The organism is Pseudomonas sp. B21-031, from assembly GCF_024748985.1.
Taxonomy (GTDB): Bacteria; Pseudomonadota; Gammaproteobacteria; order Pseudomonadales; family Pseudomonadaceae; genus Aquipseudomonas; species Aquipseudomonas kermanshahensis.
Genome location: NZ_CP087181.1, coordinates 5,293,701 through 5,316,226, shown reverse-complemented (window position 1 = coordinate 5,316,226; position 22,526 = coordinate 5,293,701). Strand labels below are relative to the sequence as shown.

The 22,526-nt window shown below is 62.9% G+C and carries 22 protein-coding genes; 11 read left to right on the top strand and 11 right to left on the bottom strand.

All coding sequences use genetic code 11. The annotated features are described in order from the left end of the window. The first annotated feature begins 28 nt into the window (after nucleotides 1–28). Together LOY53_RS23775 and LOY53_RS23770 are read left to right on the top strand one after the other, a co-directional pair. Entirely contained in the window at nucleotides 29–679 is a 651-nt protein-coding gene (locus LOY53_RS23775) for a hypothetical protein (RefSeq protein ID WP_258703359.1), read from the top strand. Continuing rightward, the gene (locus LOY53_RS23770; RefSeq protein WP_258703358.1) at nucleotides 666–1,307 is read left to right on the top strand and encodes a hypothetical protein; all 642 of its coding nucleotides are present in this window, start codon (nucleotides 666–668) and stop codon (nucleotides 1,305–1,307) included. Before LOY53_RS23775 ends, LOY53_RS23770 begins: the two co-directional genes overlap by 14 nt. Here LOY53_RS23770 and LOY53_RS23765 read toward each other — a convergent pair. From LOY53_RS23765 to LOY53_RS23725, 9 genes are all read right to left on the bottom strand, one after another. Further along, a complete protein-coding gene (locus tag LOY53_RS23765) occupies nucleotides 1,285–1,881 on the bottom strand; it encodes a MarC family protein (protein ID WP_099455402.1) in 597 nt (198 codons plus the stop codon). The genes LOY53_RS23770 and LOY53_RS23765 overlap by 23 nt on opposite strands. Nucleotides 1,882–1,934: 53 nt before the next feature. Continuing rightward, nucleotides 1,935–4,706, bottom strand: a complete 2,772-nt coding sequence (locus LOY53_RS23760) for a hybrid sensor histidine kinase/response regulator (RefSeq protein ID WP_252825965.1) — start codon at nucleotides 4,704–4,706, stop codon at nucleotides 1,935–1,937. A 135-nt stretch (nucleotides 4,707–4,841) separates the two neighbouring features. Further along, entirely contained in the window at nucleotides 4,842–6,137 is a 1,296-nt protein-coding gene (gene purD, locus LOY53_RS23755; protein WP_186677431.1) for a phosphoribosylamine--glycine ligase, read from the bottom strand. Nucleotides 6,138–6,272: 135 nt separating this feature from the next. Further along, on the bottom strand, nucleotides 6,273–7,880 hold the full coding sequence (purH, locus tag LOY53_RS23750; RefSeq protein WP_252825964.1) for a bifunctional phosphoribosylaminoimidazolecarboxamide formyltransferase/IMP cyclohydrolase: 1,608 nt from the start codon (nucleotides 7,878–7,880) through the stop codon (nucleotides 6,273–6,275). Between the two features lie 80 nt (nucleotides 7,881–7,960). Then, the gene (fis, locus tag LOY53_RS23745) at nucleotides 7,961–8,281 is read right to left on the bottom strand and encodes a DNA-binding transcriptional regulator Fis (protein WP_012274390.1); all 321 of its coding nucleotides are present in this window, start codon (nucleotides 8,279–8,281) and stop codon (nucleotides 7,961–7,963) included. After that, nucleotides 8,278–9,291 carry a tRNA dihydrouridine synthase DusB gene (gene dusB, locus LOY53_RS23740; RefSeq protein ID WP_027592597.1) on the bottom strand — a complete coding sequence of 338 codons (1,014 nt, stop codon included), beginning with the start codon at nucleotides 9,289–9,291 and terminating at the stop codon, nucleotides 8,278–8,280. Before dusB ends, fis begins: the two co-directional genes overlap by 4 nt. 174 nt (nucleotides 9,292–9,465) lie before the next feature. Continuing rightward, a complete protein-coding gene (locus tag LOY53_RS23735; protein WP_258703357.1) occupies nucleotides 9,466–10,878 on the bottom strand; it encodes a DUF3426 domain-containing protein in 1,413 nt (470 codons plus the stop codon). 39 nt (nucleotides 10,879–10,917) lie between these two features. Next, nucleotides 10,918–11,796 (bottom strand): 50S ribosomal protein L11 methyltransferase, encoded by an 879-nt coding sequence (gene prmA / locus LOY53_RS23730; protein ID WP_027592599.1) that lies wholly within the window; start codon nucleotides 11,794–11,796, stop codon nucleotides 10,918–10,920. 134 nt (nucleotides 11,797–11,930) lie between these two features. Beyond that, a complete protein-coding gene (locus tag LOY53_RS23725) occupies nucleotides 11,931–12,386 on the bottom strand; it encodes a MaoC family dehydratase (RefSeq protein ID WP_027592600.1) in 456 nt (151 codons plus the stop codon). Nucleotides 12,387–12,529: 143 nt separating this feature from the next. Here LOY53_RS23725 and LOY53_RS23720 point away from each other — a divergent pair, with 143 nt between their 5' ends. The 3 genes from LOY53_RS23720 to LOY53_RS23710 are packed head-to-tail and all read left to right on the top strand — an operon-like array spanning nucleotide 12,530 to nucleotide 14,205. Continuing rightward, entirely contained in the window at nucleotides 12,530–12,892 is a 363-nt protein-coding gene (locus LOY53_RS23720; RefSeq protein ID WP_099455399.1) for a CidA/LrgA family protein, read from the top strand. Next, nucleotides 12,889–13,605: an LrgB family protein gene (locus tag LOY53_RS23715; RefSeq protein WP_027592602.1), complete on the top strand. Its 717-nt coding sequence runs from the start codon at nucleotides 12,889–12,891 to the stop codon at nucleotides 13,603–13,605. Before LOY53_RS23720 ends, LOY53_RS23715 begins: the two co-directional genes overlap by 4 nt. A 9-nt stretch (nucleotides 13,606–13,614) precedes the next feature. Beyond that, nucleotides 13,615–14,205 carry an LON peptidase substrate-binding domain-containing protein gene (locus LOY53_RS23710; RefSeq protein WP_252825961.1) on the top strand — a complete coding sequence of 197 codons (591 nt, stop codon included), beginning with the start codon at nucleotides 13,615–13,617 and terminating at the stop codon, nucleotides 14,203–14,205. Between the two features lie 119 nt (nucleotides 14,206–14,324). Here the strand turns inward: LOY53_RS23710 and LOY53_RS23705 are convergent, their stop codons facing one another. After that, nucleotides 14,325–15,641, bottom strand: coding sequence for a bifunctional DedA family/phosphatase PAP2 family protein (locus LOY53_RS23705; protein WP_252825960.1), 1,317 nt, complete (start codon nucleotides 15,639–15,641; stop codon nucleotides 14,325–14,327). Between the two features lie 3 nt (nucleotides 15,642–15,644). After that, nucleotides 15,645–16,313 carry a DNA-3-methyladenine glycosylase gene (locus tag LOY53_RS23700; protein WP_258703356.1) on the bottom strand — a complete coding sequence of 223 codons (669 nt, stop codon included), beginning with the start codon at nucleotides 16,311–16,313 and terminating at the stop codon, nucleotides 15,645–15,647. Nucleotides 16,314–16,606: 293 nt separating this feature from the next. On the opposite strand from LOY53_RS23700, the gene LOY53_RS23695 reads away from it, so the two are divergent. From LOY53_RS23695 to rodA, 6 genes are read left to right on the top strand one after another with little or no spacing between them, the layout of a single operon-like run. After that, on the top strand, nucleotides 16,607–17,878 hold the full coding sequence (locus tag LOY53_RS23695) for a glutamate-5-semialdehyde dehydrogenase (RefSeq protein ID WP_252825958.1): 1,272 nt from the start codon (nucleotides 16,607–16,609) through the stop codon (nucleotides 17,876–17,878). Between the two features lies 1 nt (nucleotide 17,879). Beyond that, nucleotides 17,880–18,539: a nicotinate-nucleotide adenylyltransferase gene (gene nadD / locus LOY53_RS23690; protein WP_027592607.1), complete on the top strand. Its 660-nt coding sequence runs from the start codon at nucleotides 17,880–17,882 to the stop codon at nucleotides 18,537–18,539. A gap of 42 nt (nucleotides 18,540–18,581) precedes the next feature. Continuing rightward, a complete protein-coding gene (gene rsfS / locus LOY53_RS23685) occupies nucleotides 18,582–19,001 on the top strand; it encodes a ribosome silencing factor (protein WP_252825956.1) in 420 nt (139 codons plus the stop codon). A gap of 9 nt (nucleotides 19,002–19,010) precedes the next feature. After that, entirely contained in the window at nucleotides 19,011–19,478 is a 468-nt protein-coding gene (gene rlmH, locus LOY53_RS23680; protein WP_023382530.1) for a 23S rRNA (pseudouridine(1915)-N(3))-methyltransferase RlmH, read from the top strand. A gap of 16 nt (nucleotides 19,479–19,494) precedes the next feature. Beyond that, complete coding sequence (gene mrdA, locus LOY53_RS23675; protein WP_027592609.1) at nucleotides 19,495–21,384, top strand: penicillin-binding protein 2; 1,890 nt, start codon at nucleotides 19,495–19,497, stop codon at nucleotides 21,382–21,384. A gap of 38 nt (nucleotides 21,385–21,422) precedes the next feature. Beyond that, the gene (gene rodA, locus LOY53_RS23670) at nucleotides 21,423–22,526 is read left to right on the top strand and encodes a rod shape-determining protein RodA (RefSeq protein WP_050580719.1); all 1,104 of its coding nucleotides are present in this window, start codon (nucleotides 21,423–21,425) and stop codon (nucleotides 22,524–22,526) included.

Below are 22,526 nucleotides of genomic sequence, written 5' to 3'. Positions count from 1 at the left end.
CTGCGTGTTTGAAATGCGAGGAAACCCGATGAGTAAGGAAGCCTATTCCTTGTGGCTCGTTGGCGGCACGGCCTTGTTGGTCGACGACGATACGGCTCAGCCCGCCCTGCAATATGCGTTGGACTCGGTACTGTTTGCCCAACTGCGTGCGGACAAATTGAACGGTTCACGTTTTGCCCGCTACAGGCTCTGGTACAGCGACTATCGAAAGGCCCTGCAAGAGCGTGGTTGGATCATTACGTTGAGCCACAGTGATCACCTGCGTATGCATGACGGCACCACGCGAGCCCCAGCGGACGGCCCCATCGACTATTTGCAGTCTCGACACCCCAACCTGACAGGCCATTTAAAGGCGGCCATCAACACGCTTTCACACGATGAGGTGCAGCAATACGTGAGGCCGTTTACCCAGGCCACGCAGGACAATACCACTCAAGTCGTTCAAGAGTTGGGCGTGTTGCTGCCCGGTGCTGTTCTGGACCTGTGTGGCGTGGCGTGCAAGACCCCGTTGCCTTCAGGTGACGGCATCGACCTGCGCGCCAGCGGTGCAACGCTGGGTGATTTCGTGACTGAAGCCAATCGCAAAGACCTGCATGACTTGCTTGAGCGCAAGCAGCGAGCGGTACACATCAGGAACCTGGGCCTACTCACACCGGAGAACGACCATGCAAGCACATGAAGTCGACGTAGTCGGCGCAAGCCTGGTTTCATTCATTCCTGGGGTCAGTCTTCGGCAGCGCAATGCCATCAAGCTTGCCGCGTTGTGGGCTGAGACCGTGACCTTGACGGACATGAAAGAGGAAGCTGCCAAGGATCAATACCACTACTACCGCAAGAAGCTGATGTTTCTTGGGTGGGATGCGAAGACCGCAGAAGAGGTCCACTGGCCTGACCCTCAGCGCGTGGTGGTAGTCGATCAAGTGCTGAGTGCGATCGATGCGGTCGCGGGGGATAGCCATTCAACCTACATGGCACTGGCGTTGGAGAAGTTGAAGAACAACGACATACCGTTGCTGCATTTTGAAAAGCGCAGCAGTGAACAGGGGAAGTTTCAGCTGATGTCCTGTGCGCCCGTAAGTGCCAACTACGTAGACATTGTGCTGTATCACGAGGCTGGCGGCCGCGCTGCCTTCACGGCTGGTTTTCTGTTTCGTGAGCGCCGCAACATGCGCGTGATGGCAGAGCTGGTGCGGTTCAATACGCGCCTGTTCGACCAAGAGCGTCGCAGCGGGGTGGAACGTGCGCTGGTGAAAATCGCGCTGGAGGAAATCAAGAAGGCCGACTTTAGGGCACCAGGTAGCCCTTGATCCCGGTAAAGATGATCTGCGCCGCCAGGGCACAGACAAACAGCCCCATCAAACGGCTGACGATCTGCAGGCCCTGGTCGCCGAGAATCCGCTCAATGCCGTGCGAGAGGTACAGCACCAGGCCCACGGTGAAGCTGGCCAGCGCGATACTGGCGATGGCCAGCAACTTGTCGTCCCAATGCGGCTGGCCCACGCCCATCACCAACAGGGCACCGATGGTGCCGGGGCCGACGGTCAAGGGGATGGTCAAGGGCACGATGGTCACGTCCTGCTGAACGTTGTCGGCCTGCACCGCCGGTTTGCCCTGCGCCATGCCCAACGCCGAGATGAACAGCACGCTGCCGGCACCGATGCGGAAGGCGTCGGCGGTGATGCCGAAAATGCCGAAGATCGCCCGGCCGAACAGGTACAACAGCACGCTGGCGACCAGGGCGGCGAAGGCAACCTTCCAGGCCAGTTGCTTGCGTTCCTTGCTGGAATGGCCGCGGGTCAGGCTGATGAAGCACGACAGCACGAAGAATGGGCTGTAGAGCACGAGCATCTTCAGGTAGACACTGAACAACTCATGGAGCATGGGTTGGGATCCTCGGCTGCGGTGGGTGCCTGTCGATGCATCGTCGGCATTGCTTACGGGATAGGCGCCGGATCCGTCTTGGCTTCCCGGTGATTCGCCCAATACTGGATCAGCTCGCGCAATTGCGACAACTCCACCGGTTTGGCCATGTGCCCATCCATGCCCGCCAACTTGGCGCGCTCCTTATGCTCGGCAAGGATGTGCGCGGTCAGCGCCACCACGGGCGTACGTGGGCGCTGGTGCGCGGCTTCCCATGCGCGCAGTTGCTGGGTGGCCGAGAAGCCATCCAGCACGGGCATTTCGCAATCCATCAGCACCAGGTCATAGCGCTGCGCCTTCATGGCTTGCAACGCTTCTTCACCATTGCAGGCCGTGTCTGGCTCGAGGTTGAGCTTGCCGAGCATGCCGCGGATCACTTTGGTCGAGATACTGTTGTCCTCGGCGACCAGCACACGGAAGTCGCGGGGCAGGTCCAGTGCCTGCGGCACACCGGGAGGGGTGGCCGGCACCGCTTGCTCACGGCCGCGTTGGGCCAGCTCTTCGGCCAGTGTGGTCTTCAGCGTATAGCCTGCCACCGGTTTGGCGAGTATCCGCTTGACCCCGGCATTGCGTGCGATGACCTTGCTCGGCGCGTTGCTGATGCCCGTGAGCATTACCACCAGGATGTCGTGGTTAAGGCTAGGGTCTTCCTTGATCTTGGCCGCCAATTGCATGCCCGTCATGCCAGGCATGTTCTGGTCCAGCAGCACGGCATCGAAGTAGTCGCGCAGGTGCGCCTTGGTGCGCAGCAATGCCAGCGCTTCTTTGCCGGAAGGCACCGCGCTGACATTCATGCCCCAGGCGCTGCACTGCTGCACCAGCACCTTGCGGCAGGTGTCGTTGTCGTCCACCACCAGTACCCGCGCGTCGCGCAATGGGCCATCGAGGTCGGCGGGCGGTTGTTCCAGGCGCGAAGGGTCCAGCGGCAGGGTCAGCCACAGGGTGTTGCCCATGCCGCTGCTGCTCTTGATGCCGAATTCGCCCTGCATCAGGCCGATCAACTGCTTGGCGATGACCAGCCCGAGGTGGCCGCCAAGCTTGTTGCTGGAAAGGAAGTGATGGCTGTGCAGCTCGGCTTGCAACAAGGCTTCGCGCTCGGCGGCGGGCAACGGTTCGCCGCTGTCCTGCACGGCAATGCGCAAACGCGGCGCTTCGCCACGTTGGTCGAGTGCCACCACCAGTAGGATCTCCCCCTGGTCGGTGTTTTTCAGGGCATTTTCCAGCAGGCTCGACAGTGCCTGGCGCAGGCGCGTTGGGTCGCCACTGATCACGCGAGGCACTTGTGGCTGGGTGAAGCTGATCAGCTCGATGTTCTGCTGTTCGGCCTTGGCCCGGAAGATGTTCAGGCAGTCCTCGATCAATGCATTGAGGTCGAACTGCACATCGTCCAGTTCGATCTGCCGGGACTCAAGCTTGGAGATGTCGAGAATCTCGTTGATCAGCGTCAGCAGCTCGTTGCCGGCGCTGTGGATGGTCTGCACGTAGTCGCGCTGTTTGACCGACAGCGGCGTGCCGAGCAGCAGCTCGGTCATGCCCAGCACGCCGTTCATGGGTGTGCGGATTTCGTGGCTGATCTTGGCCAGGAACTCGGCCTTGGCGTTGATCTCGGCATCGCTGGCGGCCAGGGCGCGGCTGGCGCTGAAGCGCTCTTCGCTCATGCGTCGCAGGCGTTCGCTGACGGCCAGGTTAAGCAGCAGGCCGCAAATGACGGTCAAGCCCATGAGCACGCACAGCAGCCACGGCGTCGACGTGCGGGTCAGGCCCAGAAGCGCCGGCAACAGCACCAGGCCGCCAAGGTTGTAGACCCCCATGGCAAGGGTGAACAGGCGTGCGGGCGCGTAGCCCTTGTACCAGTGATAGGCGCTGACCAGCAGCATGCTGACGCTGCCCAGGGCCAGCAGGGCATAGGTCATCAGGTTGAGTGGCAAGGTGTCGACGAACAGCAGCACCAGGCCGCTGACCGCAGCCACCAGCATCTCGCCCTGCAACAGGCGGTTGAGCCGCGGCGAATGGCACGGCGAGAAGAAATGCAGGGTGAAATACAGGCCAGCCAGGCCTGCAAGGACCAGGGTGAGGTAGGCCGCTGGCGTTTGCGCACTGTGCCACACGTGCCACCAGGGGCCGCTGAGGTTGAGCAGGATCAACCCGCTGAGCAGCATCAGGCCGTGGTAGAGCGCCAAAATCAACGTGGTGGTGGAGCGGCCATAGAGGAAGCGGATCAGGTTGTGCAGGATCAGCATCACCAGGCCGCCGAACAGCATGCCGAACAGCAGCGGTTGGGTCTGGTCGGAAGCGGCCACGGCCGCGGGCTCAAGGTTGATGGCCGGGCGCAGTTGGTGCTCGGACACCAGGCGCAGGTAGATGTCCAGCGGCTGCCGGCTGTTAGGCAATGGCAGCACATGGTCGCTGCCGCGCAGGGTCGGGCTGGCATTGCCGGCCTGGCGCCCGTGGTGCAGCTGACGCAGTAATTTGTCGCCCTCGAGGGCGTAGAGGTCCAGGCCTGACAGGTCTGGGGCAAACACCCGTAGCAGTTGCTCCTGATCGCCGGGTTCCAGGCGATAGTGCAGCCACAGGGCTTGTTCGGCAGGGGCGGCATCCAGGTCGCTGAGCAGCAGCGGGCTGAACTGGTTGCGGTAGCGATCGGAGCGCACGTCGCTTAATTGCAGGTTGGCCTGTTCGTCGAGCAGAACGGACCAGCCTCCGCCTTCTTCGGCCGAAGCCGGGAGCAGGCAGAGCAGGGTCAGCAAGCTGACGATCAGAGCTGTGGCAATCCGAAGCCGACGCACTACGAAATCCCTTCTTAGCCGATGTGCCGGATACTAACTATGCGCGGCGCGCCAAGTCGAAGGCAAGGCCCAGAAAGGGCCCTGTCGACGAGCCGAAGGCCGTGGGCGCAAGGCGTCACGGCGCTTCGGTAAAGGTTACTGCTGGTGTTCACCGCGCTCGCGGGCAATGGCCCGGTAGCCGATGTCGGTACGGTAGAAGCTGCCGTCCCACTTAACCTGCTCTGCCAGGCGGTAGGCCTGCTGCTGAGCGGCTTCGACGGTTTGGCCCAGGGCGGTGGCGCAGAGCACACGGCCGCCGGCGGTAACCACTTGGCCGTCTTTCAGGGTGGTACCGGCATGGAACACCTTGCCTTCGAGCTTGGCGGCTGCGTCCAGGCCGCTGATCGCGTCACCTTTGGCATAGTCGCCCGGATAGCCACCGGCAGCCAGCACGACGCCCAGGCTCGGCCGTGGGTCCCACTGGGCTTCAACCTTGTCCAGGGCCTTGGCGAAGGCGGCTTCGATCAGCAGCACCAGGCTCGACTCCAGGCGCAACATGACCGGTTGGGTTTCCGGGTCACCGAAGCGGCAGTTGAACTCGATGACCTTGGGGTTGCCCGCCTTGTCGATCATCAGGCCGGCATAAAGGAAGCCGGTGTAGACGTTGCCTTCCTCGGCCATGCCGCGCACGGTCGGCCAGATGACTTGGTCCATCACGCGCTGGTGCACGTCGGCGGTCACGACTGGGGCAGGCGAGTAGGCGCCCATGCCACCGGTGTTTGGGCCGGTGTCGGCGTCGCCGACGCGCTTGTGGTCCTGGCTGGTGGCCATTGGCAGCACGTTGTGGCCGTCGACCATGACGATGAAGCTGGCTTCTTCGCCGTCCAGGAACTCTTCGATGACCACACGCGAACCCGCATCGCCAAAGGCGTTGCCGGCCAGCATGTCACGCACGGCGTCTTCGGCTTCCTGCAGGGTCATGGCGACGATCACGCCTTTGCCCGCAGCCAGGCCGTCGGCCTTGATCACGATCGGCGCACCCTTTTCCTGCAGGTAGGCCAGGGCAGGCTCGATTTCGGTGAAATTCTGGTAGTCGGCGGTCGGGATCTTGTGACGCGCCAGGAAATCCTTGGTGAAGGCCTTGGAGCCTTCAAGCTGTGCGGCGCCTTTGGTGGGCCCGAAGCAGTCCAGGTTACGGCTGCGGAACAGGTCGACGACACCAGCGACCAGTGGCGCTTCAGGGCCGACGATGGTCAGTTGCACGTTCTGTTCGGCGAAGTCGGCCAGTTGCTCCAGGGCGTTGACGTCGATGGCGACGTTTTCGCACTTGGCTTCAGTGGCGGTGCCAGCGTTGCCTGGGGCAACGAAGACTTTCTCGACGCGTGGGTCTTGGGCGACTTTCCAGGCCAGGGCGTGCTCACGGCCGCCGCTGCCGATGATCAAAACTTTCATGTCAAAACCTCTGTTTGGCGGCGTACTTCGCCCGCTGTGGGAGCGGGTTCACCCGCGAATGCGATGCTGGGTTTACCGCCGCATTCGCGGGTGAACCCGCTCCCACAGGGGCCGAGGTACGGCCGGCCATCTTGATTAGTGGCGGAAGTGGCGCATACCGGTGAACACCATCGCGATGCCGGCTTCGTCGGCTGCGGCGATGACTTCGGCATCACGCATCGAACCACCTGGCTGAATCACGGCGCTGATACCCACTTTAGCCGCATTGTCGATGCCGTCACGGAACGGGAAGAACGCATCCGACGCCATGACCGCGCCTTGAACCTGCAGGCCAGCATGTTCGGCCTTGATTGCAGCAATGCGAGCGGAGTTGACGCGGCTCATCTGGCCGGCGCCGACGCCGATGGTCTGGCGCTGCTTGGCGTAGACGATGGCGTTGGACTTGACGAACTTGGCCACTTTCCAGGCAAACACCAGGTCGTGGATTTCTTGCTCGGTCGGGGCACGCTTGGTAACGATTTTCAGGTCATCGGCGGTGATCATGCCGATATCGCGGCTCTGCACCAGCAAACCACCGTTGACGCGCTTGAAGTCCCAGCCGGCTGCACGCTCAGCTGGCCATTCGCCGCATTCCAGCAGGCGAACGTTCTGCTTGGCGGCGACCACCTCGCGGGCGGCCTGGGAGATTTTCGGGGCGATGATCACTTCGACGAACTGGCGTTCGACGATGGCCTTGGCGGTTTCGCCATCGAGCTCGCGGTTGAAGGCGATGATGCCGCCAAAGGCCGACTCGGTGTCGGTGGCGTAGGCCAGGTCGTAGGCCTTGCGGATGCCGCCTTCGTCTTCCGGTACCACGGCCACGCCGCACGGGTTGGCGTGCTTGACGATGACGCAGGCAGGTTTGACGAAGCTCTTCACGCACTCCAGCGCAGCGTCGGTGTCGGCCACGTTGTTGAACGACAGTTCCTTGCCTTGCAGCTGGATGGCGGTGGAGATGCTGGCTTCACCCTTCTTGGCTTCGACGTAGAACGCCGCGCTTTGGTGCGGGTTCTCGCCGTAGCGCATTTCCTGGGCTTTGACGAACTGGCTGTTGAAGGTGCGCGGGAATTCGCTGCGTGCTTCAGTGCTCAGGGTGTCCTTGGCCTGGTCGATGGTGCCCATGTAGTTGGCGATCATGCCGTCATAGGCGGCGGTGTGTTCGAACGCCTTGAGCATCAGGTCGAAGCGCTGGGCGTAGGTCAGGCCGCCGGCTTTCAGGCCGTCGAGGACGCTGGCGTAGTCGCTGGCATTGACCACGATGGCAACGTCTTTGTGGTTTTTGGCAGCGGAGCGGACCATGGTCGGGCCGCCGATGTCGATGTTCTCGATCGCGGTCGGCAGGTCACAGCCTGGCTTGGAGATGGTGGCTTCGAAGGGATACAGGTTGACGGCGACCAGGTCGATCGGCTTGATGCCGTGCTCGTTCATGATGGCGTCGTCGATGCCGCGACGGCCCAGAATGCCACCGTGGATTTTCGGGTGCAGGGTCTTGACCCGGCCATCCATCATTTCGGCGAAGCCGGTGTAGTCGGCCACTTCCACCGCGTTCACGCCGTTATCCTTGAGCAGCTTGTAGGTGCCGCCGGTGGACAGGATCTCGACACCGAGCTGCTGCAGCTCACGGGCGAATTCGAGGATACCGGTCTTGTCGGAGACGCTGATCAGGGCGCGGCGGATCGGCAGGCGGGTAGTCTGGTCGGTCATTTCGGATTCCATAACGCGGTGGAGTCAGCAAAAAAGGCGCCTCTGTTCAGGGAGCCGCCTTTTCTGATTGGGATTCTGGCTTACAACAAGTCGTACTGCTTGAGCTTCTTGCGCAGGGTGCCTCGGTTGAGTCCGAGCATCTCGCTGGCCTTGGTCTGGTTGCCCTTCACGTAGTTCATCACGCTTTCAAGCAGGGGCGCCTCGACTTCGGAGAGCACCAGGTTGTACACGTCCGTGACGGTCGCGCCTTCCAGGTGGGCGAAGTAGTTGTGCAGCGCCTTCTCGACGCTGTCGCGAAGGGTCTGGCCCTCTTCGCTCGGCGTGTTGAGGTGCTGTTTCAGGTTGGCGTTGTCGCTCACGGGCGTTGTTCCACTCACAAATGTCTCGGTCATCATCGTCATGCGGCCACCCCTTGTCCGTCCTCTGTCTCAAGGCTCTGTCGACGTTCACTGAAAAACGCGCGAACGTTGGCGCACTGCGCTTGTGTGTCTTCCAAAGCATTGAACCGGGAGCGAAACTCCTTGCCGCCGGGTCGTGTTGCCAGGTACCAGCCAACGTGCTTGCGGGCGATACGTACGCCCATGACATCGCCATAGAAGGCATGCAGCGCGGCCAGGTGCTCTAGCAGGATGCGTTCCACTTCGTCCAGCTGCGGGGCCGGCAACTGTTCGCCGGTCCGCAGGTAATGCTCGATCTCGCGAAAGATCCAGGGCCGCCCTTGGGCAGCGCGGCCGATCAACAGGCCATCGACCCCGGTGGCGTCCAGTACCGCCCGGGCCTTTTCTGGCGAGGTGATATCGCCGTTGGCAAATACCGGGATAGACACCGCCTGCTTGATGGCAGCGATGGTGTCGTATTCGGCTTCGCCTGTGTACAGGTCGGCGCGTGTGCGGCCATGCACCGCTAGCGCCTGGATGCCGGCCTGTTCAGCGATCTTCGCCACATTCAGGCCGTTCTTGTTCGCCCGATCCCACCCCGTGCGGATCTTCAGCGTCACCGGGACGTCCACGGCGCCTACCACGGCGTGGAGAATCTCGCTGACCAAGGCTTCATCTCTCAATAAAGCAGAGCCTGCAGCTTTGTTGCAGACTTTTTTTGCCGGGCAGCCCATGTTGATGTCGATGATCTGGGCACCCGCTTCGACGTTGGCCTTTGCCGCCGCTGCCATCATCTGGGCATCCCCGCCGGCGATCTGCACCGAGCGCGGCTCGGGATCGCCTTCGTGAATGCGGCGCAGGCTCGACTTGCGGCTGTTCCACAGGCTCATGTCGCTGGACACCATCTCCGACACCACCATGCCTGCGCCCAGGCGCTTGCAAAGTGTTCGGAAAGGCTGGTCCGTGACCCCGGCCATGGGGGCGAGGATCAGGTTGTTTCGCAGTGTGTATGGGCCGATGCGTACCGCCGACATAGGTGATCCCTGTTGTGGGGCCGAATCTTGGAGTTCGAAAAAGGGTGGGCATGATACCCGCTCTCGGTGACCGGATAAAGATGGATTTGGATAAAATCTGAACAGTTGTCGGCTTATGACTTTTGGTGTGGGTAGGCGAGGGTGGGGGCACAAAGTGCCCCCAGGATCAGCCGATTACTCCGGCGAGCGGAAGCTCAGGCTGTAGTTCACGGCCTTGGGGCCCGGGTCGAGGATGTCCAGGGCGATGTGTATCGGGGTCTGGCTGGGCATCTCGCCGCGCCCGGCCAGTTCGCCGGAAAGGTACTCGCTGGGCTTAAAGCGCCGGCTGGCGATCAGTTGGCCATTGAGGTCGGCGAAACGCAGCTCGAGCAGCGGGAACGGCTGGGCGAAGGGGGCGCGGTTGTAGATGATCGCATCAACGATCAGCGCACCCTTGAAGTCAGGGTGGCTGCGCACCACCAGGTTGCTGCTCTTGATGCGGGCGATGTCGACGCGGGTCGGCACTTCGCAGCCGAACAGCGGGCATACCTGCTGGAAGATCGGCCGGTACTGGTCCTGGCGGGCCATTTCATCGAAATGGAACCACACGTACTGGAACGCCAGCAGGCCTGCAGCCAGCAGCGTCAGGAAGCCCCACAGCAAGCGCTTGCCCCAGTTGGGCTTGGGCTTTTCCCAGCCCAGTTGCAGCGGGTCGTCGACCACGTCGACCAGCGGTTCCTTGCGCGGCGCACGCTCGGGCTTGCTGGACAGGCCAGGCTCCAGGCGTTCACCGGGCAACGGCTCTACAGGGTCGTCGTCGTGGGCCGACAGGTGCAGGTCCAGTTCGTCATCGTCGCGCGCGCTGAGGCCCTTTTCCGGGGCTGGATCGTGGCTGGCAGCGAAGTGCTCGCTGACGAATGCATGGTGCTCGTCGGCCTCGATGTCCCGCCGTACGGGGGGCTCGTCGTCGATGTCCAGGTCCAGGTGGCCGCCCAGGGTCGGTTCGGTGCGATCGCCCGGGGCGGGCTCCAGGTCCAGTGACTCCTGCTCGAACGCTTCCTGTTCCAGCGCGTGCTGTGTCAGTAGCGTGGGTGCAGGTTCAGGCGCCTGTTCAGGCTCGAAGCGGTCGTCGGTGGCGTTGCCAAACAGCTCATCGGTATGGGCGTCTGGCTGATGTTCTTCACGGCGGGCCTGCAAACCGTTGTCCGCGCTGGGCGGGCGAGCGGCGGCAGGTTCGCCACGACGTTCAAGGCGGGCCAGCTCTTGGTCCAGGTCCAGTTCATCCAGGGCCTGGGCCGTGAGCGCCCAGTCGTCCTCAGGGGGCGCTGGGCGTTCGCTGGCGGGGGGATCGGGCGTGACCGCAGGCTCGGCAATCGGCTCGGCAAGCGCTGCGGGTGCGACGGGTACCACTGGCGCCACGGGCACCTTAGGTTCCACAGGCACGCTGGCATCACCGGCGCGGTTCTGCTCCAGCAGTTGCTTTGCAGCGTTGAACACCTGCAGGCAATGGCCGCACCGCACCACGCCGCGCGCCACACTCAACTGGTGATGGGTGACGCGAAAGCTGGTCTGGCAATGCGGGCACTGGGTGACGAAACTGTCGGTCATGCGGCGATCCGGGGTTGTACAAAAGTTATTCTAGCGCGCTTAACGGCGGCGACCACTGATGCGCACCCAACCATCGCGTACGGCGATCGGGTCCAGCTCGAAGTCGGCGGCGTAAGCAGCGGCCACTTCATCGCCTTGTTCGGCAAGGATGCCCGAGAGGGCCAGCAGGCCACCAGGGCGGACCAGGCCAGACAACTGCGGCGCCAGCGAGACCAGCGGGCCGGCCAGGATGTTGGCGACCAGTACGTCGGCTTGCATGGCCGGCATGTGCTCGGGCAGGTACAGCGCCAGCTTCTCGTCGGCGATGCCATTGCGCTGGGCATTGTCGCGCGAGGCTTCAATGGCCTGCACGTCGATGTCGGTACCGACCGCTTCGCGCGCGCCCAGCAGCAGGGCGGCAATGGCCAGAATCCCCGAGCCGCAGCCAAAGTCCAGCACCTGGGTGCCTTCGAGTTGCTGGCCGTCGAGCCATTCCAGGCACAGGGCGGTGGTCGGGTGGGTACCGGTGCCGAACGCCAGGCCCGGGTCGAGCAGCAAGTTTACCGCGTCCTTGTCCGGCGCTTCGTGCCAGCTTGGCACGATCCACAGGCGACGGCCGAAGCGCATGGGCTGGAAGTTGTCCATCCAGCTGCGCTCCCAGTCCTGATCTTCGATCACTTCAGCCTGGTGCTCGGGCAGTTCGGCGCCGGTCAGCAGGCGGACATGGGCGAACACCTGCTCGGGCTCGGCATCGGCCTCGAACAGGGCCAGCAGGTGAGTGTGCGACCACAGCGGTGTGGTGTTGAGGTCGGGTTCGAAGATCGGCTGATCTTCTGCGTCCACGAACGTGACCGAGACGGCGCCGACTTCAAGCAGGGCGTCTTCGTAGGTTTCGGCTTGTTCCGGGCTGATGGCCAGGCGTACTTGCAGCCAGGGCATGGCGGGCACCTTTGGTAAATCGACAGGGGCAGCCCGAGGCTGCGCGAAGGCTGGCAGTTTACGCGAGTGCGCGGAGTTTGTGGATTGTATCGGGGGCCTGCCGCGAATGGGGCGCACAGCGCCCCGGCGATCACTCAGACAAAACAGAGCGACAGGGACTCGGCTATATAAGCAGGCTTCTCTTCCCCTTCGATTTCCAGCGTGGCGATTGCCTTGAGCAGCCACTGACCGGGTTTTTTCTCAAGCACTTCGGCGAGATCGATCTTCAGCCGCACCTGGCTGTCGACCTTGACCGGTTGAATGAACCGCACGCTGTCCAACCCGTAGTTCACGACCATCTTCAACCCTTGCGGCAGGACCAGGATGTCCTCCATCAGCGTGGGGATAAGCGACAACGTCAGGAAACCATGGGCGATCGTGCAGCCAAACGGTGTTTTCGCCGCCTTCTCCGGGTCGACATGGATGAACTGAAAATCGCCTGTGGCTTCGGCAAACAGGTTAATGCGTTGCTGGTCGATTTTCAGCCAGGCAGAACGGCCCAGTTCCTTGCCAACGTACTGCGAAAGCTCTGTAACCGGTACATAGGGCATCGCGACTCTCCAGGTTGTAAGTTGGTACGAAGGTGCAAGATCAGCACGACCCACCGTTTCAGTCAAGTTGCGCGTTTTTCGGCGATTATCGGCTTATACCCTTAGCGTGCTTATAATGGCCGCCATGCCCGAGGGAGGTGCTTATGCTGTTGCGTGGTTTGACCTGGCTGGTGCTGTTTCAACTGCTGGGTACGGCGATCAATCACCTGTTTGTGCCGTTTTTGCCGGGGCCGATCATCGGCCTGTTGCTGTTGCTGTGCTTCCTGATGGCCAGGGGAGAGGTCGGCAAACCCCTCAATGAGGCGGCCAGCAGCCTGCTGCGCTACCTGCCACTGCTGCTGGTGCCGCCGGCGGTGGGGGTAATGGTGTATGCCAAGGACATCGCCGCGGACTTCTGGGCGATTGCCGGTGCACTGTTCATTTCGTGCCTGCTGACCCTGGTGTTCGTCGGCGTGTTGATGCAGAAGCTCATCCACCGCCAAGGCAAGCGCGAGGAGCAGCCATGATGCTCGACTGGCAAGGCGCGCTCGATGCAGTCATCCACCATCCTTTGTTTGGCATCGGCATTACCCTGGGGGCCTATCAGGTCGTGCTTGCGGGCTATGAGAAAACCCGCTGGATCTTCCTGCAGCCGGTACTGGTGTCGATGCTGCTGGTGATCGGCGTGCTGCTGGTGTGCGGCATCGACTACAGCGAGTACCGCCAGCGCACCGAGATCATGAACACGCTCCTGGGGCCTGCCACCGTGGCCCTGGCCGTGCCGCTCTATCTCAACCTGCGGCGTATTCGCCAACTGTTCTGGCCGACATTTACTACGCTGGTAATCGGAGGCCTGTTCGCCACCGTGTGCTGCCTGCTGCTGGGTTGGTGGTTCGGCGCCGAGCACATGATCCTGATGACCATGGCGCCGAAGTCGGTGACTTCGCCGATCGCCATGCTGGTGGCCGAGCAGATTGGTGGTGTGGCGGCGCTGGCTGCGGTGTTCGTGCTGATCACCGGGGTCATCGGCGCGATCTTCGGCCCGGCGCTGTTGACCCGCCTTGGTGTGCACAGCCCTGAGGCGCGCGGCATGTCGCTGGGCGTGACCGCGCATGCGGTGGGCACTTCGGTGGCCCTGCAGGAAAGTGATGAATGCGGCGCTTTCGCCGCGCTGGCGATGAGCCTGATGGGGGTGGCCACGGCGGTGTTCCTACCGCTGGCGGTCAGCCTGGTGGCTTGAGGAGTTGTGATGACGCTACCGCTGTTTCCCCTCAATACCGTGCTGTTTCCGGGGTGCTTCCTCGATTTGCAGATTTTCGAGGCGCGCTACCTGGACATGATTGGCCGCTGCATGAAGCAGGGCGAGGGCTTTGGGGTGGTGTGCATCCTGGAAGGGGAGCAGGTTGGCAAGGCGCCACCGGTGGTTGCTTCGATCGGTTGCGAGGCGATGATCCGCGACTTCGTGCAGCAGGATAACGGCTTGCTGGGTATCCGTGTCGAAGGGGTGCGGCGTTTCAACCTGGAGCATACCGAGGTGCAGAAGGACCAGTTACTGGTCGGGCAGGTGCAGTGGTTGCCAGAGCTTGCTGATAGCCCCTTGGGCGAGGCGGACGAAGACCTGCTGGCGTTGCTGGTTGCCCTGGGTGAGCACCCGATGGTCGAGGCGCTGGACATGCCGCGGCCGGTGGATGGGCAGCAGGCGTTGGCCAATCAGCTGGCGTATCTGCTGCCGTTTATGGAAGAGGACAAGCTGGACCTGCTGAGCATAGACTCGCCGCAGTTGCGGCTGGAAGAGATTCAAAGGCTGTTGGAGCGGATTCAGGGTGAGTTGTTTGCCTGACTGATCACTGTGGCTTGTTGTGGCCTCTTCGCGGGGCAAGCCCGCTCCCACAGGTGTGGTGCATTGCAGACTGCCTGTGGGAGCGGGCTTGCCCCGCGAAGAGGCCAGAACAGGCAACATCAATACTGATACCGTTCCAAAGCCTGCGGCAGCGCGTGCATGGCAAAAAACGCCAGCAGCGCGATACACGCCGGCAGCACCAGCCACCACACCCGCAGCGGCAGCGCTGGAAGCGGCTGGCGATGCTGCACCAAGGTCAGGCTAACCGCGCAGACGCAGCACGCCAGCAAGGCGCCGGCCAGAATATCGGTCGGCCAGTGCGCCCCCAGGTAAACCCGCGACAACGCAATCGCCAAGGCAGGAATGCACCCCAGCAGTACCCAGGTCAGGCGCATCCGCGGCGGCTGGCCACGCCCTGCCAGCACCGCCATTACCAAAAAGAACGCAAAAGACGCCGAACTGTGGCCGCTGGGCATGCTGTAGCTGGTCAGTGGGTCGGTCAGCACCTCGGGCCGCGCGCGGGCGAACAGCCACTTGAGCGTGCCATTGGCAATCGCCGTACCCATCAATGCGCCGCCCGCAAACAGTGCATGGCGCCATTGTTGGGCGAGCAGCAGCAGGCCGGTCAGCAGCCCACCGAGGAAAAACTGCGTGCGAAAATCACCCAGCCGTGTCACCAGCACCACGGTGCCGTCGATGACTTGGCTGCGGTGTTCCTGCACCAGTGTCATCACGCCCTGATCGAATTCGTGCAGGTACGGCCAGCCCAGGAATACCCCGGCCAGGGCCGCGAAGCTCAAGCCGGCGATCAGCCGAGTGCCGTGGCGTTGATCGCGGATGCTGCTGTTCAGGCTCAGGCCGATGAGCACCGCCAACGCACCGGCAAGGATGCCCGCATCCAGCCAGAAGCCTTCCGGTAAAGGCAGGCGCATGGCGGCGCCCGTGGCCCAGCCAGGCAGCAGGTAGGCAACCGACCAGCCGGCGCCTGCCACCAGGCTGACGGCGATGAAGCGCGGCAACGGCATGTCGAACATGCCAGCGACCATCGGCAGCATGGGCCGCAGCGGCCCGATGAAGCGCCCGACCAACAAGCTGGCGATGCCATAACGCTGGAAGTAGGTTTCGGCGCTGCCGATCCATTCCGGGTGATTGCGCAGCAGTGGCAGGCGGCGGATGTTCTGGTGGAAATACTTGCCGACGGTGTACGACAGTGCATCACCCAGCAAGCCACCGAGAAAACCCAGCAACAGCGTTTCGCCCAGGCTGAAGGTGCCGCTGCCGGCCAGCACGGCGACCGCGAACAGCAGCACGGTGCCGGGCACGATGATGCCGGCAATGGCCAGGCATTCGATGCAGGCCACCAGGAAAATCGCCAGGCCAAGCCACTGGGGGTTGGCGCTTAGCCAGCCGGTCAGGCTGTCGAGCCATTGGCCCATGTGTCAGTTTCCTTGTTGATGAATGAAGAAGTCTCGGCCTTCGACTTGGCCGCGTCGCAGCGGGTTCCGTGTACAGAAGCGGGCGTATTCGGCATCGACGAAGCGGTATGGCAGGTGCTCGTCGCGGCCCTGCGGGATGCCCAGGCGCGCAGCCTGGATCACCCGTGGCACGGCGATGCCGCAGTCGTCGACGTACAGGTGCTCATGGTCGAACCGCTGCGCGTCCCAGCGCGGCACTTTCAGGCCCAGTGCACGGCATAACAGGGTCTGGCCTGCGCACAGCCGCTCGGCGGGGCGCAGGTTGCCGCTGGCGTCGGGGTTGTTCAGTTGCATCTGCGCCAGGCTGTTGGCGTTCGAAAGGTCATCCTGCCAAGGGTAGGCGGACTTGATTAGCACCGCATTGCCCGGGCCATGGGCGCTGAAGTTCAACGAGTCGCCACCGCGGGCGTAGTACATGTAGATGTGCCCGCCGTCGAGGAACAGGGCCTTGCGCTTTTCCGTATACCCGAGCGAGGCATGGCTGCCTTTGTCGGTCAGGTAGTAGGCCTCGGTCTCGATGATGCGCGCGGCCAGCCACAGGTCGCCCTGGCGATGGCGGATGACCTTGCCCAGCAGCTCCTTGGCCAGGGTTTGGGCGTCACGGTCGAAAAAGCGGTCGGGCAGGGCTGGCATGCTGGCTGTTCGTGGCTTCAAAGGCCTGGATGATAGCAATGAATGGCTTAATCGAGGCTGAACCGGGTGGGTGGTTGAATGGTATCTGTATGTTTCTTTGGGGGCTGAGAGGTGTTCGTCTTGGGGGATTTTGCGCCTGGGAGATCGGGCGCCGCGCATGCGGCGCCCGACCTGCCGGGTGCTAAAAACCAAGCCAAGCCCACCATTTTCTACCATCCGCCACCCGCCGCTGGGCGTATACCTGCGCGACAGTTATAATCAGCCGATTTCCCCTTCGCCAAGACACCGAACCCATGACTGAGTCCGTTCTTGACTACATGACCCGTTTGGGTCGCGCTGCTCGCCAGGCTTCCCGGGTGATCGGCCGTGCCAGCACCGCGCAGAAGAACCGCGCCCTGCAAGCGGCTGCCGATGCACTGGACGCTGCCCGCGCCGAGTTGACCGCCGCCAACGCGCTGGACCTCGCCGCAGGCCGTGCCAATGGCCTGGAGCCCGCACTGCTCGACCGCCTGGCGCTGACCCCCGCGCGTATCGACGGCATGATCACGGGCCTGCGCCAGGTGGCCAGCCTGCCGGACCCGGTCGGCGCCATCCGCGACATGAGCTACCGCCCATCGGGTATTCAGGTCGGCAAGATGCGTGCACCCCTGGGGGTGATCGGGATCATCTACGAATCGCGCCCGAACGTGACCATCGATGCCGCCAGCCTGTGCCTGAAGTCCGGCAATGCGACCATCTTGCGTGGTGGCTCCGAGGCCATCCACTCCAACCGTGCCATCGCCACCTGCATCCAGCGTGGCCTGGCCGAGGCCGGCCTGCCGGCCGCGGTAGTGCAAGTGGTCGAGACCACCGATCGCGAAGCCGTGGGCGCGCTGATCAGCATGCCCGAGTTCGTCGATGTGATCGTGCCGCGCGGTGGCCGTGGCCTGATCGAACGTATCAGCCGCGATGCGCGGGTGCCGGTCATCAAGCACCTGGACGGCATCTGCCATGTCTACGTCAGCGAGCATGCCGACCTGGACAAGGCCTGGCGCGTCGCCTTTAACGCCAAAACCTACCGCTACGGCATCTGTGGCGCCATGGAAACCCTGCTGGTCGACCAGCGTGTGGCCGAGCGCTTCCTGCCGGAAATGGCCCGCCGTTTCCAGGAAAAGGGCGTCGAGCTGCGTGGCTGTGAGCGCACGCGTGCGCTCATCGAGGCCAAACCGGCCAGCGAAGACGACTGGCACACCGAATACCTGGATGCGATCCTGTCGATTCGTGTAGTGGATGATCTGGACCAGGCCATCGAACACATCAATCACTATGGCTCGCACCACACCGATTCGATCATCACCGAGCACCAGGGCCAGGCCCGCCAGTTCATGGCAGAGGTCGACTCGGCGTCGGTGATGCTCAATACCCCAACCTGCTTCGCCGACGGTTTCGAGTACGGCCTGGGCGCGGAGATCGGTATCTCCACCGACAAGCTGCATGCCCGCGGCCCGGTTGGCCTGGAAGGCCTGACCTGCGAGAAGTACGTGGTGATCGGCGACGGCCAGCTACGCGGCCAGGAGTCCTGCTGAGTTGAGCAAGGCCCAGGCAGTCCGGCGCATCGGCATTCTAGGCGGCACCTTCGACCCCGTTCACATCGGCCACCTGCGCAGCGCGCTGGAAGTGGCCGAGTTGATGGCGTTGGACGAGTTGCGCCTGTTGCCCAATGCCCGGCCGCCGCACCGCGACACCCCGCAAGTGGCCGCGCAAGATCGCTTGGCCATGGTGCGCAGCGCCGTGCAGGGCGTCGCCTGCCTGAGCGTGGATGCCCGCGAGCTTGCCCGCGACAAGCCGTCGTACACCATCGACACCCTGGAGTCGATCCGCGCCGAATTGGGCGCTGACGACCAGCTGTTCCTGGTGTTGGGTTGGGATGCCTTTTGTGGCCTGCCCGCCTGGCACCGCTGGGAAGAGCTGCTGCAACACTGTCACATCCTGGTGCTGCAACGCCCGGATGCCGACGTTGAACCCCCTGACGAGCTGCGCAACCTGTTGGCTGCGCGCTCCGAGAGCGATCCCACCGCCATGTCCGGCCCGGCGGGAAATATTTCGTTCGTCTGGCAGACACCGCTTGCGGTGTCGGCTACACAGATCCGACAGCTGCTGGCCAGCGGCAAATCGGTGAGGTTCCTGGTGCCGGACGCCGTACTGGCCTACATCGAGGCACACGAACTGTATCGTGTGCCTAACTGACGGTGCTCCGGCACCTCATCCAACAAGTTGAACGAGTTTTATATGACCAAGCAGAAAATTTACGGCGAAGAACTGGTCCAAGTGACCAAGGCAGCGCTGGAAGACGTCAAGGCCCAGGATATCCAGGTCATCGACGTGCGTGAAAAGCACAGCCTGACCGACTTCATGATCATTGCCACCGGTACCTCCAACCGCCAGATCAACGCGATGGCCGAAAAGGTCCGTGAAGCCGTCAAGGCCAAGGGTGCTCAACCCCTGGGTGAAGAAGGCAAGGGCGACAGCGACTGGGTGCTGCTGGACCTGAACGATGTCATCGTGCACATGATGACCGCCGCTGCCCGCCAGTTCTACGACCTGGAGCGTCTGTGGCAGGGTGCCGAGCAAAGCCGTGCCGCCGATGGCAAGCACCACAGCCCGGACCATGCCCACGAGTACTCCGACAAGCTCAAAGACCGGGAATAAGGAAGCGTCGTGCGTCTGCGCCTGATCGCGGTCGGCTCGCGCATGCCCAAGTGGGTCGAGGACGGTTGGCATGAATATGCCAAGCGCCTGCCCCCGGAGCTGTCGCTTGAGCTGGTGGAAATCCCGCTGAATACCCGTGGCAAGAATGCCGACGTCGCTCGCCTGATCCGTCAGGAGGGCGAAGCCATGCTGAGCAAGGTTCAGCCTGGGGAACGCATCGTCACCCTCGAGGTCCATGGCAAGCCTTGGAGTACCGAGCAGTTGGCGACCGAGCTGGACCGCTGGCGCCTGGATGCGCGCACGGTGAATTTGATGGTGGGCGGCCCGGAAGGGCTGGCGCCTGAGGTTTGCGCACGCGCCGAGCAACGCTGGTCGCTGTCGCCGCTGACGTTGCCGCACCCGTTGGTAAGGATACTCATCGGCGAGCAGATCTATCGCGCCTGGACCGTGTTGTCCGGGCATCCTTACCACAAATGAGCCTGTAAGCAGTCCGATGTCGCAGCCGATCCGTCTCAAGGACCACGAGAAAGACGCCCGCCTGGTGCGTAACCGCGTCGTGGTCGGCGCGGTGGCGATCATGCTGCTTATCTGCGTTTTGATCGCGCGGCTGTATTACCTGCAGATCATCCAGTACGACTATCACTCGACGCTGTCGGAGAACAACCGGGTGCATGTGCAGCCGATCCCGCCGACCCGTGGGCTGATCTTCGACCGCAATGGGGTGATCATCGCCGATAACCGGCCCAGCTTCAGCCTGTCCATGACCCGTGAACGTGCGGGTAACTGGCAGGAAGTGCTGGACAATATCGTCGAAGTGCTGGAGCTGACTGACGACGACCGCGCCCTCTTCGAGAAGCGCATGCGCCAGGGCCGTCGGCCGTTCGAGCCGGTGCCCATCCTGTTCGAACTGAGCGAAGAGCAGATCGCCCGGGTAGCGGTGAACCAGTTCCGCCTGCCCGGCGTGGAAGTGGTCGCGCAGTTGGTGCGGCATTACCCACAAGGTGCGCATTTTGCGCATTCGGTGGGGTATGTCGGGCGCATCAACGAGAAAGAGCTGAAAACCCTCGACCCTGTGAACTACAGCGGTACGCACCATATCGGCAAGACTGGTATCGAGCGTTTCTACGAAGATGCGTTGCACGGCCAGGTCGGTTACGAGGAAGTCGAGACCAACGCCCGAGGCCGCGTGCTGCGGGTGCTCAAGCGTACCGACCCCAAGCCTGGCAAGGACATTGTCCTGAGCCTCGACATCAAGCTGCAGGAAGCCGCCGAGGCCGCCTTGGGTGGCCGTCGTGGCGCGGTGGTGGCGCTCGACCCGCGTACCGGCGAAGTGCTGGCGATGGTCAGCCAGCCAAGCTTCGACCCTAACCTGTTCGTCACCGGCATCAGCTTCAAGGCCTATGCCGAGCTGCGGGATTCGATCGACCGGCCCTTGTTCAACCGCGTACTGCGCGGGCTTTACCCGCCTGGCTCGACCATCAAGCCAGCGGTGGCCATCGCCGGTTTGGACAGTGGCGTGGTCAATGCCGGCAGCCGGGTATTCGACCCGGGCTATTACCAGCTGCCCAACTACGATCACAAATACCGTAACTGGAACCGCTCAGGCGATGGCTGGGTCGACCTGGATACCGCGATCATGCGCTCCAACGACACCTACTTTTACGACCTTGCCCACAAGATGGGCATCGATCGCTTGTCCAGCTATATGAACAAGTTCGGCATCGGCCAGCGGGTTTCGCTCGACATGTTCGAAGAGTCCGCCGGCCTGATGCCGTCTCGCGAATGGAAGCGTGCCACCCGCCGCCAGGCCTGGTTCCCCGGCGAAACCCTGATTCTCGGGATCGGCCAGGGCTACATGCAGGCGACGCCGCTGCAGCTGGCCCAGGCCACCGCGTTGATCGCCAACAAAGGCGTGTGGAACCGCCCGCACCTGGCCAAGACCATCGAAGGGCAACCGCCGGTGGACGAGAACCCGATGGAAAACATCATCCTGCGTGACAAGTCGGACTGGGCCAAGGTGACCCACGGCATGGAGCAGGTGATGCACAACGCCCGTGGTACCGCGCGCAAGGCTGCTGCTGGTGCCCAGTACCGCATCGCCGGCAAGAGCGGTACTGCCCAGGTGGTGGCGATCAAGCAAGGCGAGAAATACGACCGCAACAAACTTCAGGAACGCCACCGCGACCACGCCCTGTTCGTCGCCTTCGCCCCGGCCGACGACCCGAAGATCGTGGTGTCGGTGATGGTCGAGAACGGCGAATCCGGCTCTGGCGTCGCCGCACCCGTGGTGCGCCAGATCATGGACGCCTGGTTGCTCGATGAGCACGGCCGGCTCAAGTCCGAGTTCGCTCCCGCCACCGTTACCCAGGAATCGGCCCTGTGATGAACAATTTCGATCGCATGCTCTCCAGCGAGGATGTGATGCGTCGGCGCGCCAGCTTCCTGCAGCGCATCCATATCGATGGCCCCTTGCTGGTCATCCTCCTGACCCTCGCGGCCGGCAGCCTGTTCGTGCTGTATTCGGCCAGTGGCAAGAACTGGGATCTGCTGCTCAAGCAGGCGACTTCGTTCGGCATCGGCCTGGTGTCGATGTTCGTCATCGCCCAGCTGGAGCCGCGGTTCATGGCGCGCTGGGTGCCATTGGCCTACGTCACCGGGGTGCTGTTGCTGGTGGTGGTGGACGTGATGGGCCACAACGCCATGGGTGCCACCCGGTGGATCAACATCCCCGGGGTGATTCGCTTCCAGCCCTCGGAATTTCTCAAGATCATCATGCCGGCGACCATCGCCTGGTACCTGTCCAAGCGCACCTTGCCGCCACACCTCAAGCATGTGGCGATCAGCCTGGTGCTGATCGGCGTGCCGTTCATCCTCATCGTTCGCCAGCCCGACCTGGGCACGGCGCTGTTGATTCTGGCCTCCGGTGCATTCGTGCTGTTCATGGGCGGGCTGCGCTGGCGCTGGATTGTCAGTGTGGTGGCGGCGGCGGTGCCGGTGGCAGTGGCCATGTGGTTCTTCGTCATGCACGACTACCAGAAGCAGCGCGTGCTGACCTTCCTCGACCCGGAAAGCGACCCCTTGGGCACCGGCTGGAACATCATCCAGTCCAAGGCTGCGATCGGTTCGGGCGGGGTATTCGGCAAGGGCTGGCTGCTGGGTACCCAGTCGCACCTGGACTTTTTGCCCGAGAGCCACACCGACTTCATCATCGCCGTGCTCGGTGAGGAGTTCGGCCTGGTCGGCATCTGCCTGCTGCTGATCGTCTACCTGCTGCTGATTGGTCGCGGCCTGATGATCACGGCCCAGGCGCAGACCCTGTTCGGCAAGCTGCTGGCGGGCAGCTTGACGATGACCTTCTTTGTATACGTGTTCGTCAATATCGGTATGGTCAGCGGCCTTCTGCCCGTGGTGGGCGTGCCGCTGCCCTTCATCAGCTATGGCGGAACTTCGTTGGTGACGCTGCTGTCAGCGTTTGGCGTTCTGATGTCGATCCATACGCACCGTAAATGGATCGCACAGGTTTGA

Bases quoted from the DNA above. Each gene is read 5' to 3' on its own strand.
- LOY53_RS23775 (WP_258703359.1), top strand. From the start codon at position 29: ATGAGTAAGGAAGCCTATTCCTTGTGGCTCGTTGGCGGCACGGCCTTG.
- LOY53_RS23770 (WP_258703358.1), top strand. From the start codon at position 666: ATGCAAGCACATGAAGTCGACGTAGTCGGCGCAAGCCTGGTTTCATTC.
- LOY53_RS23765 (WP_099455402.1), bottom strand. From the start codon at position 1,881: ATGCTCCATGAGTTGTTCAGTGTCTACCTGAAGATGCTCGTGCTCTAC.
- purD (WP_186677431.1), bottom strand. From the start codon at position 6,137: ATGAAAGTTTTGATCATCGGCAGCGGCGGCCGTGAGCACGCCCTGGCC.
- purH (WP_252825964.1), bottom strand. From the start codon at position 7,880: ATGACCGACCAGACTACCCGCCTGCCGATCCGCCGCGCCCTGATCAGC.
- fis (WP_012274390.1), bottom strand. From the start codon at position 8,281: ATGACGATGATGACCGAGACATTTGTGAGTGGAACAACGCCCGTGAGC.
- dusB (WP_027592597.1), bottom strand. From the start codon at position 9,291: ATGTCGGCGGTACGCATCGGCCCATACACACTGCGAAACAACCTGATC.
- LOY53_RS23735 (WP_258703357.1), bottom strand. From the start codon at position 10,878: ATGACCGACAGTTTCGTCACCCAGTGCCCGCATTGCCAGACCAGCTTT.
- prmA (WP_027592599.1), bottom strand. From the start codon at position 11,796: ATGCCCTGGCTGCAAGTACGCCTGGCCATCAGCCCGGAACAAGCCGAA.
- LOY53_RS23725 (WP_027592600.1), bottom strand. From the start codon at position 12,386: ATGCCCTATGTACCGGTTACAGAGCTTTCGCAGTACGTTGGCAAGGAA.
- LOY53_RS23720 (WP_099455399.1), top strand. From the start codon at position 12,530: ATGCTGTTGCGTGGTTTGACCTGGCTGGTGCTGTTTCAACTGCTGGGT.
- LOY53_RS23715 (WP_027592602.1), top strand. From the start codon at position 12,889: ATGATGCTCGACTGGCAAGGCGCGCTCGATGCAGTCATCCACCATCCT.
- LOY53_RS23710 (WP_252825961.1), top strand. From the start codon at position 13,615: ATGACGCTACCGCTGTTTCCCCTCAATACCGTGCTGTTTCCGGGGTGC.
- LOY53_RS23705 (WP_252825960.1), bottom strand. From the start codon at position 15,641: ATGGGCCAATGGCTCGACAGCCTGACCGGCTGGCTAAGCGCCAACCCC.
- LOY53_RS23700 (WP_258703356.1), bottom strand. From the start codon at position 16,313: ATGCCAGCCCTGCCCGACCGCTTTTTCGACCGTGACGCCCAAACCCTG.
- LOY53_RS23695 (WP_252825958.1), top strand. From the start codon at position 16,607: ATGACTGAGTCCGTTCTTGACTACATGACCCGTTTGGGTCGCGCTGCT.
- rsfS (WP_252825956.1), top strand. From the start codon at position 18,582: ATGACCAAGCAGAAAATTTACGGCGAAGAACTGGTCCAAGTGACCAAG.
- mrdA (WP_027592609.1), top strand. From the start codon at position 19,495: ATGTCGCAGCCGATCCGTCTCAAGGACCACGAGAAAGACGCCCGCCTG.
- rodA (WP_050580719.1), top strand. From the start codon at position 21,423: ATGCGTCGGCGCGCCAGCTTCCTGCAGCGCATCCATATCGATGGCCCC.